Origin of the sequence: Maricaulis sp. (assembly GCF_030149515.1) — a bacterium.
GTDB lineage: Bacteria > Pseudomonadota > Alphaproteobacteria > Caulobacterales > Maricaulaceae > Maricaulis.
In genome coordinates this window covers 59,896-74,697 of record NZ_JASBRI010000006.1, presented here as the reverse complement: position 1 = coordinate 74,697, position 14,802 = coordinate 59,896, and the positions used below count along the sequence as shown (strand labels likewise).

General features: G+C 63.5%; 12 protein-coding genes. 9 read left to right on the top strand and 3 right to left on the bottom strand.

Annotated elements, in window-relative coordinates; translation table 11 throughout:
* Window positions 1-178 precede the first annotated feature (178 nt).
* From Q1U94_RS03175 to Q1U94_RS03155, 5 genes are all read left to right on the top strand, one after another.
* Window positions 179-844 (top strand): cell cycle transcriptional regulator TrcR, encoded by a 666-nt coding sequence (locus Q1U94_RS03175; RefSeq protein ID WP_300541864.1) that lies wholly within the window; start codon window positions 179-181, stop codon window positions 842-844.
* Window positions 845-1,501: 657 nt separating this feature from the next.
* The gene (locus Q1U94_RS03170) at window positions 1,502-4,594 is read left to right on the top strand and encodes a TonB-dependent receptor (protein ID WP_300541862.1); all 3,093 of its coding nucleotides are present in this window, start codon (window positions 1,502-1,504) and stop codon (window positions 4,592-4,594) included.
* A gap of 148 nt (window positions 4,595-4,742) precedes the next feature.
* Complete coding sequence (locus Q1U94_RS03165) at window positions 4,743-5,477, top strand: SapC family protein (protein WP_300541860.1); 735 nt, start codon at window positions 4,743-4,745, stop codon at window positions 5,475-5,477.
* A 25-nt stretch (window positions 5,478-5,502) separates the two neighbouring features.
* A complete protein-coding gene (locus Q1U94_RS03160; protein WP_300541858.1) occupies window positions 5,503-6,540 on the top strand; it encodes a cupin-like domain-containing protein in 1,038 nt (345 codons plus the stop codon).
* Between the two features lie 15 nt (window positions 6,541-6,555).
* A complete protein-coding gene (locus Q1U94_RS03155) occupies window positions 6,556-8,049 on the top strand; it encodes a tryptophan halogenase family protein (protein WP_300541856.1) in 1,494 nt (497 codons plus the stop codon).
* A 519-nt stretch (window positions 8,050-8,568) separates the two neighbouring features.
* Here the strand turns inward: Q1U94_RS03155 and Q1U94_RS03150 are convergent.
* Window positions 8,569-8,811, bottom strand: coding sequence for a hypothetical protein (locus Q1U94_RS03150; protein ID WP_300541855.1), 243 nt, complete (start codon window positions 8,809-8,811; stop codon window positions 8,569-8,571).
* A gap of 240 nt (window positions 8,812-9,051) precedes the next feature.
* On the opposite strand from Q1U94_RS03150, the gene Q1U94_RS03145 reads away from it, so the two are divergent.
* On the top strand, window positions 9,052-9,342 hold the full coding sequence (locus Q1U94_RS03145; protein ID WP_300541853.1) for a hypothetical protein: 291 nt from the start codon (window positions 9,052-9,054) through the stop codon (window positions 9,340-9,342).
* A 226-nt stretch (window positions 9,343-9,568) separates the two neighbouring features.
* Here Q1U94_RS03145 and Q1U94_RS03140 read toward each other — a convergent pair whose 3' ends face one another.
* Entirely contained in the window at window positions 9,569-10,354 is a 786-nt protein-coding gene (locus tag Q1U94_RS03140) for a response regulator (protein ID WP_300541851.1), read from the bottom strand.
* A gap of 183 nt (window positions 10,355-10,537) precedes the next feature.
* Between Q1U94_RS03140 and Q1U94_RS03135 the strand changes: the two genes are divergently transcribed.
* From Q1U94_RS03135 to Q1U94_RS03125, 3 genes are read left to right on the top strand one after another with little or no spacing between them, the layout of a single operon-like run.
* Window positions 10,538-10,783 carry a NepR family anti-sigma factor gene (locus Q1U94_RS03135; RefSeq protein WP_300541849.1) on the top strand — a complete coding sequence of 82 codons (246 nt, stop codon included), beginning with the start codon at window positions 10,538-10,540 and terminating at the stop codon, window positions 10,781-10,783.
* Entirely contained in the window at window positions 10,776-11,387 is a 612-nt protein-coding gene (locus Q1U94_RS03130; protein WP_300541847.1) for a sigma-70 family RNA polymerase sigma factor, read from the top strand. The genes Q1U94_RS03135 and Q1U94_RS03130 overlap by 8 nt, the downstream gene beginning before the upstream one ends.
* The gene (locus Q1U94_RS03125) at window positions 11,369-13,105 is read left to right on the top strand and encodes a sensor histidine kinase (protein WP_300541845.1); all 1,737 of its coding nucleotides are present in this window, start codon (window positions 11,369-11,371) and stop codon (window positions 13,103-13,105) included. The genes Q1U94_RS03130 and Q1U94_RS03125 overlap by 19 nt, the downstream gene beginning before the upstream one ends.
* Before the next feature lie 54 nt (window positions 13,106-13,159).
* Here Q1U94_RS03125 and Q1U94_RS03120 read toward each other — a convergent pair whose 3' ends face one another.
* Entirely contained in the window at window positions 13,160-14,797 is a 1,638-nt protein-coding gene (locus Q1U94_RS03120) for a sodium/solute symporter (RefSeq protein ID WP_300541843.1), read from the bottom strand.
* Window positions 14,798-14,802: the final 5 nt, after the last annotated feature.

The following is a 14,802-nucleotide window of genomic DNA, read 5'->3' as shown; positions in this document are numbered from 1 at the left end:
CTGATACGCCGACTTTTCATCGCGGTGCCGCCGCGCTATAGGGAGGCGACATCGCGATGAACGGACTGCATCAAGACCAGACCGGTTATCGCGGCGGAAGCCAAAAAGCCTGGCGCCCGCGCCGGGCTTTTTTGCGTTCCGACCCCAACCTGCCGATCGAAAGACTGGAGCCGCACCGATGACCGAAGTCCTGATGCCCAAAGCCACTGCCGTCTGGCTGGTGGACAATACCTCGCTGACCTTCGAACAGGTTGCCGAATTCTGCGGTCTTCACCCGCTCGAGGTCAAAGGCATCGCTGACGGCGACGTCGCGGCCGGCGTTCGTGGTGCTGACCCGATTTCCAACGGCCAGCTGACGCGCGAGGAAATCGAGAAGGCGGAAAATGACTCGAACTACCGCATGTCGGTGGTGAAACCGAAATATGCCGACTTCCATACGCCCGCCAAACGCCGCGGCCCGCGCTACACGCCGCTTTCGCGCCGCCAGAACCGGCCGGATGCCATTGCGTGGCTGGTGCGAAATCACCCGGAACTTTCCGATGCTCAGATTTCCAAGCTGATCGGTACGACCAAGACCACGATCCAGGCGGTGCGCGACCGCACGCACTGGAACTCCGCGAACATCAAGCCCACCGACCCGGTCTCGCTCGGGCTGTGCACCCAGATCGATCTCGACGACCAGGTGAAGAAGGCTTCTGCCCGCCGGCGCAAGCTGGAGGAGGAAAACCCGGAAATGCTCGCGGATACCCTGAAGGCGCAGGACGAGCTGCAGGCCGAGGAAGGCGAGAACATCAATCCGGAAGATATCGATCTCGAGACGCTGTTCGGCGGTTCCAAGGACTGATCCGGCACTGAATTCCCGGATGAAAGGGGGCGGCTCCGCAGGGGCCGCCCCCTTTTTCGTGGGGTGCCGGCCTCCGGCTCCGGGAAAGGTGGTATCGCGTCCGATGCCGGTTGAGGAACCAATCCCGCAAGCGGTCGGCAAGAACGGGTTGCAGCGCAGCGCCTTGATACTTCAAGGTTTCTTGCCGCCTCACCGCGCGTTTCAGTTTCCAAGCCATGCCGAAGGAGATTTGTCCGACAAAAGCCCTTGCTGGCTTCGGTATGTATTCACGAAGGCGCCGGTCGAATTTTTCCGAGGCAATCGGCCTTCCCGAAATCCCCATATTGTCAGAAAGCCATATTTTGCGGGATTGACATCGTAGGACAATCGCGCAAACGTTTGCCCGTCGATACGCTTGCATCGGAATGTCCCGACCGAACGCTGTGGAGATGGCGGGAGGTTCCGGCGTTCGTCATCGTCAAAAAGCCCGACATAAATGCCTACAAAATTGGTAGCGCTATTAAACACGTCAGGGGGAGGACAGTAATGTATTTCGAAATGGTGGTGCGCGAGCACCGGCCTCCCCATCCATGTCTGCCGGCAGATCCCGGCTAGGCGTGCAGGGCCGTCGCACGGACTGGTTCCGTGACCGGACATTCATCACAAGGGGAGGACACAATGAGTATCAAGTCAGACAAGATAGCCACGATGGCGCGGATGGGCCGGGTCGGCCGTCTCGCGCTTCTGACCGGCGTATCGTCGATGGCCATAGGGGCCGCAGCGCCGGCTTTTGCCCAGGACGACGACACGACCGACGTCATTACGGTCACCGGTGTGCGCGGGTCGCTGGAACGCGCCATGGATATCAAGCGCGACTCGCACGGCGTGGTCGATGCGATTTCCGCCGAAGACATCGGCAGTTTCCCGGACACCAATCTGGCCGAGTCGCTGCAACGGATCACCGGTGTGTCGATCAACCGGGTCAACGGGGAAGGCTCGCTTGTGACGGTCCGTGGTTTCGGCTCCGGGTTCACCTTGGTCACGCTGAACGGCCGCACCATGCCGACGGCCAATGTCGAGACGATCGGCGGCGACCAGTCGGCCGACCTCGATGGCGATCTGGGCACCTCGCGCTCTTTCGACTTTTCCAACCTCGCCTCGGAAGGCGTGAGCTCGCTGGAAGTCTACAAGACCGGACGCGCGGAAATTCCCTCCGGCGGTATCGGCGGCACGGTGAATATCAATACCCGCCGTCCGCTGGACTATGCCGAAGGCCTGACCGGTTCGATCGGCGTGCAGGGCATGCATGATACCGGTGTGGAAAGTGGCGAGGAGCTCACGCCTGAACTGACCGGTCTGATCAGCTGGGTCAATCCCCAGGAGACCTTCGGGATCTCCCTGTTCGGCTCCTTCCAGGAACGCGACAGTTCCTCGCGTTCGGGCACGGTCAACGGCTGGAATGTCGAGCGCGGCTCGGCCTTCCTCGATCCGGGCAATGGGCGGGTGAATGCCGCAACGCAGATCACCAACCCGCCTGCCGCGGACGATCTTGTCTCCTATCCCAATGACAGCCGCTATCACCTTGCAGAGGCGCATCGCGAGCGGGTCAACGGGCAACTGGTCGTACAATTCCGTCCCACCGACGCGCTGACGCTGACGGGGGATTTCACCTACGCCAACAACCAGACCGACGAAGCCCGCACCGACCAGACGAACTGGTTCAACCGGCCCTTCAACGAGGTGATCTTCGATGGCAACCCGCTGGTCTCGTCGACGGTCTACCTGCAGGAGAACATAGCGGGTGTGAAGGATATCGGCTTCGAACAGCAATTCCGCTCGCTTGAGGACACGATGGAATCCGTCGGTTTCAACGCCGAATGGTGGGTCACGGATAGTTTCTCGCTGACGCTCGACGCCCATACCTCGTCTGCCGAAAGCCGGCCGAACGCATCCAATGGTGCCAGTTCGACGCTGATCTCCATGGGGGCCCCGGTCATCGCTGCGCACTCGGTCGATTTCCGCAGCGGCTTCCCGGTGCAGCGCTACACAATGGACGACAGCGTGCGCGGCAATGGAAACGGCATCCTGGATGCCGCCGATATCGGCACCCAGGTGGCGCGCACCATGGCCGTCAATCAGCAGAACGATATCGATGAATTCCGCCTCGATGGCCACTGGGACCTCAATCCCTTCAGCCAGGTGGACTTCGGCGTCGGTTATCGCTCGTCTACCATGGAACGCACCCAGTTCCAGACCCAGCAGACGCTGGGTGACTGGGGCATCAACAATGTGGGCGATGTGGAGCAGTATGCTCCGGGCATGATGGAATCCTACTGCCTGGGCTGCCTGTTCGACAGCTATTCGCCGGGCGATGCCGATGTGGCATTCCGAGCCAATGCGGTCGACCTCTACAATGCCCTGTCGCCGGCCTATGCGGGCCTGGGCAATCCGGTGAACGTGACTGCAGACAGCTACAACGTCATCGAGGAAGAGATTTTCTCGGCCTACGCGCAGCTGATCTGGGAAGGCGAGTTCGCCGACCGGCCGGCCAATCTCGTGATCGGTGCACGCTACGAAGACACGCAGATCACCGCGGGCGCCGAAATCGCTGTCCCGCAAGCGATCGTCTGGCAATCCGACAATGATTTCAGCGTTGTCACGTCCAGTGACGAGCAATTGGTGACCCAGGAAGCAGGCTACGACAACTTCCTGCCGGCGATGGACTTCTCGATCGAGCTCAGGGACGACCTCGTGGGCCGTGTGTCCTTCTCCAAGACCATTGCACGCCCGTCCTACAGCCAGATGTTCGTGGCCGACGATCCGGACACGCCGCCGCGGCCGACCGCGCTCGGCGGGATCGCCGCGGGTTCGACGGGCAATGCCGGCCTGCTGCCGCTGGAATCGGACAATTTCGACATTTCGCTGGAATGGTATTTCGACGACGCCAGCTATGTCTCGTTCGGCTTCTTCGACAAGCGGGTCGCCAACTTCATCGGTACGGGCCAGACCACGCAGACCCTGTTCGGGCTGCGCGACCCGAGTTCGGGTGCGCCCGGGACGCGGTCGGGCGATGCGCTGGATATCCTGTCGGATATCGGTGCCGACCCGACGGATGTGAACCTGTTCACCATGACGGCGTTGCTGGACAATTTTGATACCGCCACGGCCCGCTCCATGTTCGAGGCCAATTTCTCGGGCGGGGCGCTGGACCAGGCCTTCATCGACAGTACGCTGGCGGCCTATGACGTTTCCCCGAACTCGAGCGATCCGCTCTTCCAGTTCGAGGTGACCGGGCCGATCAACAATCGCGAAGGCAAGATCCACGGTTTCGAAATCGCGGCGCAGCACTTCTTCGACAACGGGTTCGGCATCCAGGCCAACTACACGATCGTGGAAGGCGATGTGGAGATCGATGTGGGCGCCGATCCGAGCATCGACCAGTTTGCGCTCGTGGGTCTGTCGGACACGGCCAACCTGACACTCATCTACGAGAACTACGGCTGGTCGGCGCGTCTTGCATACAACTGGCGTGACGAGTTCCTGTCCGACACCAACCGGGGCGGCGGTTCGCGCAATCCGGTCTTTGTGGAGGCGTTCGGCCAACTCGACCTGAACGTCAACTACGACGTCACGGATGCCCTGGAGGTCTCCTTCGAGGCCATCAATATCACCGGCGAGGATCTGCGGCATTTCGGCCGCGACGACTCCAACCTCTGGTACGCTCAGGAGCTGGATCCCCGCTACCTCGTCGGTGCCCGCTACCGCTTCTAGGTACATTACCCCGGTACCAAAGTGGTAATTCCACTCACTCCTCACCTGCGGCCGCCACTTGTGGGCGGCCGCCTCTTCTTTTCCGGACCGTTGAACCGTCCGGCCATTTGTCCGACGATGTCGGCCGACAATACTATGGAAGGTTGGGATGACCCATACGGTACCGCTGGACAATGTAATCCATAAGGATCTCCGGGTGGTTACCCGGCATGGCGCGGAGTTCGCCGACAATATCAATCAGGTCCTGCTCTTCCCGACTGAGTTCGGCGATGCTCACCGCGAGTATCCGATTTTTTTCCGCCGCGACGCGGAAGGGCATTTCCAGTCCGTGGCGCTGCTGGGCCTGGACCGGGACGAGAATCTCTTTCTGGACGAGGCGGGCTGGCAGGCCCGCTATATCCCCGCCGTACAGGCTCGTGGCCCCTTCCTGATCGGGATGCAGGAGCATGAAATCGATGGCGAGACGCGCCGTGAGGCGATGATCCATGTCGACATGGAGCATCCGCGTATCGTGCCAGACGGTGAGGAGGGCGAACCGGTATTCCTGCCCCACGGCGGCAACTCACCCTATCTGGAACACATCTCCCACATACTCCGCCTGATCCATGACGGTGTGGAGATCGCCCAGCCCATGTTCGAAGCCTTCGAGGCCGCGGGTATTCTCGAGCCCGTCGCGGTCGAAGCCGCGCTGAGCGACGAGGAGCACTACAAAATCCCGGGCCTCTTCACTGTCAGCGAGGAGCGCCTGGCCCGGCTCGACGGTGCGGCCCTGGAACAGCTTAATACGGGTGGCTTCCTCGGAGCCGCCTTCCTGGTGGCAGCATCGATGGGCAATGTGAACCGGCTGATCGAGTTGAAGAAGCGCAAGCGGCAGGCTGGCTGAACTGCACAAGTACGGAAATCCGATCATGGCCCGCCCCGAAATCGCAACGAAAACCCGCCAGATCGATGGCCTGACGCCGGACACGGTCCGGTTCGAAGACTGGTTGGAGGCCGGTGAGCCGGTGATCTTCAAGGGGCTCGCCGCACACTGGCCCCTGGTCGAGGCCGGGCGCCAGTCGGCCGAAGCGGCGATGGCCTATCTTGAGGGCTTCGACGGTGGCCGCCCCGTGGTAGTCTATACCGGCGCACCCGAGATCGGTGGCCGATTTTTCTACAATGACGACCTGACCGGGATGAATTTCCAGGCCGCACGACTGCAGCTGGCCGAAGTGTTAGGGCGTATCCGCGCCCTGGACGGGCAGGCGGATGCGCCGTCGATCTATATCGGTTCGACCGATCTGGACACATATCTGCCGGGGCTGAGGGCTGCGAACGATCTCACTCATGCCCAGCCCCTGTTCCAGTCCTGGCCGCCCATCGCCAGTATCTGGATGGGCAACCGTACTACCGCGGCGGCGCACTGGGACATGTCCAACAATATCGCCTGCTGCGCGGTCGGCCGGCGGCGTTTCACCCTGTTTCCGCCGGATCAGGTGCACAATCTCTATCCCGGTCCCCTGGAACCGACACCCGGCGGTCAGGTCGTCACCATGGTCGATCTGCGCGATCCCGATTTCGAGCGCTTTCCGCGCGCCCGGAAGGCATTCGAGGCGGCCCAGCTGGCCGAATTGGAGCCGGGCGACGTCCTGCTTTACCCGGCGCTCTGGTGGCACGAGGTGGAGGCGCTCGATCCGTTCAACGCCATGATCAATTACTGGTGGAACGCCGTGCCGGGTTTCATGGATACGCCCATGAACACGCTGCTGCACGCGCTGCTGAGTCTGCGCGACCGGCCCGGGGCGGAAAAGCAGGCCTGGCGGACCATGTTCGATCATTATGTCTTCGGTCCGGCGGAACGGGCCGGCGAACATCTGCCCGAGCATGCGCGCGGCGCGCTGGGGCCCATGGACGACACCAAGGCGCGGCGATTGCGCGCCCAGTTGCTGCAGCGGCTGAACCGATAGAGCGGGGGAGAGACCATGACGGCAGATCAGACGGTCAGGCGCGTGGTCGTGGCTGGCGGGGGTACTGCGGGCTGGATCGCTGCGGCGGCGCTGGCGCGGCAGCTCGGGCCGCTGCTCGAGATTACGCTGGTGGAGTCCGACGCCATCGGCACGGTCGGTGTGGGCGAGGCGACCATTCCGACGCATCGCACTTTCCATCATCTGATGGGCATCGACGAGCGTGATTTCATGCGCGCCACCAAGGCAACGTTCAAGCTGGGGATCGCCTTCGAGAACTGGGCCCGCAGGGGCGACCGTTATATCCACTCCTTCGGCCAGATCGGCAAGCCGACCTGGATGGGCGAGTTCTATAATGTCTGGCTGGGCGCGCGCGCCGAAGGCGAGGGTGGCGAACTGGGCGAATACTGTTTCGAACTCCAGGCCGCCGAAGCGGGCAAGTTCGCGACCTCGGACAAGGCGCGCATCAACTACGCCTATCATCTCGACGCCAGCCTCTATGCCGCCTATCTGCGCAAACTCGCTGAAGCGCAGGGCGTGACCCGGATCGAAGGCCGCATCGATACGGTCGAACAGGATGGCGAAACCGGCGATATCACAGCGCTCGTCCTGGAGGATGGCCAGCGCATTGCGGGGGATCTCTTCATTGATTGTACCGGCTTCCGCGGCCTGTTGATCGAGCAGACCCTGAAAAGCGGGTTCGAGGACTGGCATCACTGGTTGCCCATGGACAGGGCTCTGGCCGTGCAGACGACGTCGGTGGGTCCGGCACTGCCCTATACGCGCTCCATTGCCCATGGTGCAGGCTGGCAATGGCGCATTCCGTTGCAGCACCGGATCGGCAACGGGCTCGTCTATTGTTCCGATCACTGTTCCGATGATGAGGCCCGCGATGCCCTGCTGGCGAATCTGGAAGGCGAATACGTTACCGAACCGCGGGTTATCCGCTTCCGTACCGGACGCCGCCAACAGGTCTGGAAGCGCAATTGCATCGCTCTCGGCCTGGCGTCGGGCTTTGTCGAACCGCTGGAATCCACCTCGATTCATCTCATCCAGATCGGCATCACGCGGCTGATCCAGCTTTTCCCCTTCGGCGGTGCCAATCCCTCGATCGCGCGGCATTTCAACGAACTTTCCCGCAACGAGCTGGAGCGCATACGCGATTTCATCGTGCTGCACTATAAACTCACCGAACGCGATGATACGGCCTTCTGGCGTCAGTGCCGCAGCATGGACATTCCCGACAGCCTGGCCCAGCGCATCGCGCTGTTCCGGGAAAACGGCCTGGCCTATCAGGCCGGCGACGACCTGTTCCGCGTTGACAGCTGGCTCCAGGTCATGCTGGGCCAGCGGCTGGAGCCGAAAAGTCACCACCGGTTCGGCGCCCTAATGACAGCGGACCAGCGCCGCCAGGTTTTCGAGGGCATCCGCACGAATATCGCCAGGGCGGTGGCCGGGATGCCTTCGCACCAGGATTTTGTCGACGATTATTGCGCGGCCGAACCTGTCTAAATAAGACGGCGGCCCGGATGCCGGGCCGGACGACTGCATGCCGTCGAGCCGCGAGATCGATGCGCAGCGACTTTATCTCGACATCGAAACCACGCGTTTCGCCGATCGGCTGGAGGTGCGCGACAGTGGCGCCGGTGCGGACAGTGCGCCGGCCACGGCCGGTTCCGGTGTCGGATTGGCCAGTATCCGCGCCCGGCTTGAAGCGCTCTACGGCGAAGGCGCGTCGATGGAGGCGGGCCCGCAGGACGATGGAGGGTTCGCCCCCAATTCTGCACCTGCCGTTCCGGACTGCGGCCGATCGCGACAAGCAATCACGGGAGAACGAGGTCGACGCGCGTACTTCTGTTCCATGACGAGCCGCTGGCCCTGCGCCGGCTGGAAACCCTGCCGCCCCGGCGGCCTTGGGTCGAGGTCGTGGCGACGGCACGGAAATCCGTGTCGGCCGGGCCTTCGAGGCACGGGTCAACGCCCTGCTGGCCCGGCCGGTAACCTGACCGGACCAGAGAGCCGGGCCAAGGCCTATTGCGGTTCGGATTGGGGCTCGTCGCCCTCTTCCGTCATCTCTTCGGCCGCGTCCTGCATGTCGTCGGCGGCCTCGTCTACCGCTTCGCCGGCGTCTTCCATCGTATCGCTGTCTTCGCCGGTCATCTCCTCGATCGCGGCATCGGCGTCTTCGCCGGCCTCTTCAGCAGGGCCGTCCTGCGAGCAGGCGGCAACGCCGGTGGCGGCGAGCAGGGCAATCAGCCAGTGGGTGGTTTTCATTTCATGTCTCCTTTCAAGGAAGTTCCCCCAATGAAACGTGGGCAACATAACGAAGTTCCGCTCGCCTTACACGCGAAATCCGAGCCCATGCGCTTTGCGGGGTCATCCGGGGGCTCCGCCACGGTTTGGTCGCGCAAATGCCTTGGCCGGCCATGGATCGAAGACAGCTCCCGTGCGTTTGGGAAGGTGCGCAGGTTCTTGAAAGCCTGCTGCATCGGTCAACCAGATGGAGAAATACCGATGAAGAAGACAGTTCTGATCGCCTCCGTTGCCGCGCTCGGCCTGGCAGCACCGGGCTTTGCTCAGGGCAACGGGTTCGAGGACGCCGATACCGACCTGAGCGGCGGACTCAGCCTGTCCGAAGTCCAGGCCATTGCCCCGGATGTGACGGAGGATGGTTTTGCTGCCTATGACCATGATGGCAATGGCGAACTCAGCGAAGCCGAGTATGAGGCCTGGAAGATGGCCCGGCCGGACGACGGCTCACGCCAGGTTGAGGAGACCGAAACGGACTCGCCCTATCGCGGCTAGGACCATGACGGTCCCTTCGCGCAAGACGCCCGCCCCCTCCGGGGCGGGCGTTCCTGTGTCCATAACCCGTTATGGAACGGATGGCGGGCCGGAGCGTTGCTTGGGCAGGATTTCCGGATGGATCGGGAGGTTTCCATGAAACCGGGAGAAACCCAGTCGCGGGTGCTGACCTATCTGGCGCTGTTCTCGCTGTCCGTCATCCTGCTGGTGGCCCAGTTCAGCTGAGTTACTGCGCCGGTGCAGGCTCGGCCGGGCGGGCGCCGGCGAAGAACAGGACCTGGCTGATCGTGGCGGCCACGGTTTCCGGCATGAAGGGCTTGGTGATCAGATAGGCCGGTTCCGGCCGCTCCCCGGTCAGAAGGCGCTCCGGATAGGCGGTGATGAAGATCACGGGAACCTCGTTGTCGGCCAGGATCTCATTGACCGCATCCACCCCCGAGGATCCGTCCGCGAGCTGGATATCGGCAAGCACCAGGCCGACGTCGCTGGTCCGGAACATGTCGACCGCTTCGCGGTGCGTGCGCGCTGTGCCGGCGATAGTGTGGCCGCTGTCGCCCACGATGGCTTCGATGTCCAGCGCCACGACGGGCTCGTCCTCGATGATCATGACACAGGTGCGCAATCCGTCCTCGATGGCGCTTTGCGCCTCGACGAGCAGACGGTCGATATCGTCGTGGGACAGGTCGAGGATGAGGGCGGTGTCGCGGGCCGAGAAACTTTCGACCGCGGTCAGGAGCAGGGCCTGGCGCGCCTTGGTGGGGATCCGCGCAAGCCGCTGCTGGGGCTCGTCGCCCGAGACCGGCGTCCCGGTCTCCGCTCGCCAGCGGGCATGGAAAAGGCGGTAGAGCGCGACACGTGGAGGCAGGTTTTCGTCGATTGTCACATCGCCACGGGCGGCTGCCTGCAGCGCATCGCGCACGGCATCGTCGCCCAGGGCCTGGTCGCCCGTAAGCAGGCGCGCGTGACGGCGCAGATAGGGAATGTGCGGCTTGAGGCTTTCCGAGAACGCCATTTGCACCCTGGTCGTGTTGTTTCCACAAACTCTCTCGTCACTATAACGCATGCTGCGACGCAAGGGTTCCCGGACCGCATGAAGTTTTTGCGGAACGGATGGCCCGCTGGCGCGTTTTCTCAAACAGGCCGTGCTTTCGCGCCGGCCCATGTTAGAGTCAGCGGAGCGTGCGGCTTGGACCTGATGCATACGATGCGAGACGAAACCGGAGATTCCCGCCCCCCAAAAGCCGTCGATGCGGACACGGCGCGTTCGCGTCAGCAGCTCATCGGCCAACAATTGCGCACCATGTATCACAGTGTGCTGGACGAGGGCGTGCCGGACGAGTTCGAGCAATTGCTCGCGGCTCTGGACGGGGATAGCGGCGAGGGCGGCGAAATTGCCGGTTCGCGTACGGACCGGTCCGGGGAGGATGTCTGCGATGGCTGACGATCCCTCCCGCTGTGAACTCGACGAGAGCGAGTTCAAACGATTGCTGCACGATGCGATTCCGCACATGCGTGCGTTCGCGCGAGGTCTCACGGGCGATGCCACCGCGGCGGACGACCTGGCCCAGGATGCCCTGCTGCGTGCCTGGCACCGCCGTCACCAGTTTCGCGCCAACACGAATTTCAAGGCCTGGGTGCTCACCATCGTGCGCAACCAGTTCTACTCGGACAAGCGCCGGTCCTGGCGTCAGGTCCAGCTGGACGAGGAAACCGCCCGGGAAACCCTTCCCGCCACGGTGGATCAGGATGGTGTGCTGGCACTGGACGAGGTGCGTCGGGCGCTGGCGGAATTGTCGCCCGAACATCGCGAAGCGCTGATGCTGGTGGGTGCGGGCGGGTATGCCTATCAGGAGGCGGCCGATATCTGCGGCTGCGCGGTCGGGACGATGAAAAGCCGGGTCAACCGGGCCCGGGCGCGGCTCATGGAGGTGCTCGATGCCGGGCCCGCCCTGGGGCGCGGCGGTGACGGTGTCAGCGCATCGGATGCGCTCGACACGCTCCTGACCGAGCTCGAGCAGATATCCGAGTGCCGGTCGGTCGGCTGACGGGCCGGCGCGCGCCAGAGCCGGGCCGGGGACGCGGGGCGCGCGACCAGGGCCGGGGTCTGCGCCTTCAGCTGCTGGCCGTCCTGACGCTTAGCCTCAGCCCGCTTCTGGTCCTGTCGGTCGCCCAGGGCGTTGTCGAATTCCGCGAGGAACGCAGCGAGCAGCGCGACCGGTTCCATGCCATTCTGGTCCAGGCTACGGCCGATCTCGATGCCGGACTGGAACGCTCCGCGGGCGTCGTGGCGGCCCTGGCCAGCTACCCCGATCTGCCCTCGCTCAGCGGCAATCGTTGTACGGAGACGCTCCGGGCCGTGCAGACGGCCCAGCCGATCTATTCCAATCTCAAACTGATAGACGCTACCGGCGACGTCGTGTGTGCCGCGCTGGAGACCGAGGAGAGCGTCGGCGTCGCCGAGCGCGAATGGTTCGCCCGCTTGCGCGGCGGTGAAACGGAGACCTTCTCGGAAATCTATCTCGACTGGACGTTGCACCGGCCGGTGATGACGGCCGCGCATGCGCGACGGGACGCCGACGGGTTCGCCGGGGCGGTGGCCGTCGATATCGATGTACGCTCGGCGATGGATCTGTTGCGAACCCAGGATCTGCCCACGCAGATGTATCTGGCACTCAGCGATGCCCAGGGCAATCTCGCCTACATTTCCGAAACCCCGGAGGCCGACCGCCTGACCGGATTGCCGCCGGACGTGCTCGACGCCGTGGGCGAAACCGGCGACCCGGTGCTTCTGGAGAGAATTGAGGGGGCACCGGGCAAGTCGCTTCTGGTAGCACCGCTTGCCGGGCGGGATATCCAGCTGGCTCTGACCGCGCCTTCCCTGCTGCTGGGCAGCTGGGCAGGCTTCGACATCGTTGGCACCGTGCTGGTCCCCTCTACGATGTGGCTGCTGGCGCTCCTCTGTGTCTCGCTGGCGGTGGATTTTTTCGTATTGCGCTGGTTGACCTATCTGGGGCGCATGGCGCGCCTCTACGGGGCGGGCCGACTGGGTCTCCAGCCCGTGCGCGCCAGCCGGGCGCCGGCCGAGATCCGCACACTGGCCGATACGATGGCCTCGATGGCCAACGATCTGGAAACGCGAACCGAGGAGCTGGAGACCGTCGCCGAAGAACGCGGCGCGCTGCTCCGGGAGATCCACCACCGGGTGAAGAACAATCTGCAGGTGACGATGAGCCTGCTCAACATCCAGGCGCGGCGCACGGCCGATGCCGAGGCGCGCCGTGTGCTGGCCGAGGCGCGAGGGCGGATCAATGCGCTCGCCCTGGTGCACCGCACGCTCTACGAAAACGACGATCTGCGCACCGTGGCCATGCGGCCCTTCCTTGAGCAATTGCTGCACTACCTGTGCGAGGCTTCCAGCGTGTTCGGCACCGAGGTCGCCACGCGGGTGGAGGCCGAGGATATCGAGCTCGATCCCGACCACGCGATTCCGGCGGCCCTCTTCGTCACCGAAGCCGTCACCAACGCCTACAAGCATGCCTTCGGCGAAGGTGTATCGGGCCATGTGACGGTGAAGCTGACCCGGGAGGCCGACGGACGCATCGCCGTGGCGGTCAGCGACAATGGACGCGGGTTCGAGGATGCCGACTGCGAGGGCATGGGTAGTTCGCTGATGCTCGCCCTGGCGCGGCGGCTGGACGGGGAGATGGCCCGTGGTACGGGGCCCGAGGGCGGCGCCTGCGTGACGATCCGGTTCGCATCATGAAAAAGGCCGGTAGCACATGCCACCGGCCTTCCTTGTCGTGGCTGTCAGGCCAGCCTATTCGCTGGGCAGTTTGCCTGCCTTGAGGATTTCGCCCATGCGGTCGAAATGCCCGGTGGCTTCCTCGTCGGTTCCCCTGGAAGCCAGGCTGACGACGACGATGGCGACCGTCGCGGCGATGAAGCCCGGGATCATCTCGTAGAGCACGCCCGAGAGTTGCAGGCCGTAGATCCACAGCAGCACCGTCGCGGCACCGGTGATCATGCCGGCGATCGCCCCGGCCCGGGTCATGCCGCGCCAGAACAGGCTGATCAGCACGATGGGGCCGAATGCCGCACCGAAACCGGCCCAGGCGTTCGAGACCAGCGAGAGGATGTTGCTGTCGGGGTCAAAGGCCAGGAAGATCGCAACCAGTGACACGACCAGCACCGATATCCGGCCGACCAGGACCAGCTCCTTCTGGCTTGCGTTTCGCCGGAGGAAGACCTTGTAGAAGTCTTCGGTCAGCGAACTCGACGACACCAGCAATTGCGACGAGATCGTACTCATGATCGCAGCCAGGATCGCGGCCAGCAGGAAGCCGGCGATATAGGGATGGAAGATGACCTGGGAGAGCAGGATGAAGATCGTCTCCTGGTCGCCCAGCACCACTTCGCCGTCACCGAAAGCGCCGGTCGTCTCGATATTCTCGAGTTCGTTGAATGTAGTCGCATCGGTCGGGGCTTCGACGACGCGCGCCACCGGCACGCCCTCGGCGACCTGGATGTTCTGGCTCTTCACATAGGCCAGACCTGCCGCGCCGGTCAGCACAGCGCCGACCACGGTGATGATCATCCAGCTCATGCCGATGCGGCGCATCACGGCGACATCCTTCAGCGTCTTCACAGCCATGAAGCGCACGATGATGTGCGGTTGGCCGAAATAGCCCAGGCCCCAGGACATGGTGGAGACGATGCCGATCACGGCCAGCCCCAGGCTTTCCTGCGGTATCATGGACAGATAGGCCTTGTCCCAACCGCCCATATCGACACTCAGCGTGCTCAGTGCATCGCCGGTCGGCCCGAAGCCGCCCAGCTGCATCACCGTCACGACGGGTACCAGGACCAGCGCCACGAACATGATGCAGCCCTGCACGAAGTCGGTCAGGGAAACCGCCAGGAAGCCGCCGAACAGCGTGTAGGCGACCACGACGCCGGCCGTCAGGAACAGGCCCAGGCGATAGTCCAGGCCGAAAGAGGCTTCGAACAGCTTGCCGCCCGAAACCACGCCGGCCGAGGTGTAGAGGGTGAAGAAAATGATGATCACCACCGAGGACAGGACACGCAGGAAACGGGTCTTGTCGTTGAAGCGTTTCTCGAAGAAGTCCGGAATGGTGATTGCGTCGTCGGCGATCTCGGTGAAGACGCGCAGGCGCGGTGCAACCAGGCGATAGTTGAAATAGGCGCCGATGATCAGGCCGATGGCGATCCAGGCTTCCGACATGCCGGTCGCGAAAATGGCGCCGGGCAGGCCCATGAGCATCCAGCCGCTCATGTCCGAGGCGCCCGCGGAAAGCGAGGCCACGGCCGGGTTCAGCTGGCGCCCGCCGAGCATGTAGCCCGATACGTCGTCCGTGGACTTGCGATAGGCGTAAAGGCCGATCGCCATCATCAGGACGAAGTAGAGCGCAAGGGAAATGAGAGCTTCAATATCCATGAGCT

Bases quoted from the DNA above. Each gene is read 5' to 3' on its own strand.
- Q1U94_RS03175 (WP_300541864.1), top strand. From the start codon at position 179: ATGACCGAAGTCCTGATGCCCAAAGCCACTGCCGTCTGGCTGGTGGAC.
- Q1U94_RS03170 (WP_300541862.1), top strand. From the start codon at position 1,502: ATGAGTATCAAGTCAGACAAGATAGCCACGATGGCGCGGATGGGCCGG.
- Q1U94_RS03165 (WP_300541860.1), top strand. From the start codon at position 4,743: ATGACCCATACGGTACCGCTGGACAATGTAATCCATAAGGATCTCCGG.
- Q1U94_RS03160 (WP_300541858.1), top strand. From the start codon at position 5,503: ATGGCCCGCCCCGAAATCGCAACGAAAACCCGCCAGATCGATGGCCTG.
- Q1U94_RS03155 (WP_300541856.1), top strand. From the start codon at position 6,556: ATGACGGCAGATCAGACGGTCAGGCGCGTGGTCGTGGCTGGCGGGGGT.
- Q1U94_RS03150 (WP_300541855.1), bottom strand. From the start codon at position 8,811: ATGAAAACCACCCACTGGCTGATTGCCCTGCTCGCCGCCACCGGCGTT.
- Q1U94_RS03145 (WP_300541853.1), top strand. From the start codon at position 9,052: ATGAAGAAGACAGTTCTGATCGCCTCCGTTGCCGCGCTCGGCCTGGCA.
- Q1U94_RS03140 (WP_300541851.1), bottom strand. From the start codon at position 10,354: ATGGCGTTCTCGGAAAGCCTCAAGCCGCACATTCCCTATCTGCGCCGT.
- Q1U94_RS03135 (WP_300541849.1), top strand. From the start codon at position 10,538: ATGCATACGATGCGAGACGAAACCGGAGATTCCCGCCCCCCAAAAGCC.
- Q1U94_RS03130 (WP_300541847.1), top strand. From the start codon at position 10,776: ATGGCTGACGATCCCTCCCGCTGTGAACTCGACGAGAGCGAGTTCAAA.
- Q1U94_RS03120 (WP_300541843.1), bottom strand. From the start codon at position 14,797: ATGGATATTGAAGCTCTCATTTCCCTTGCGCTCTACTTCGTCCTGATG.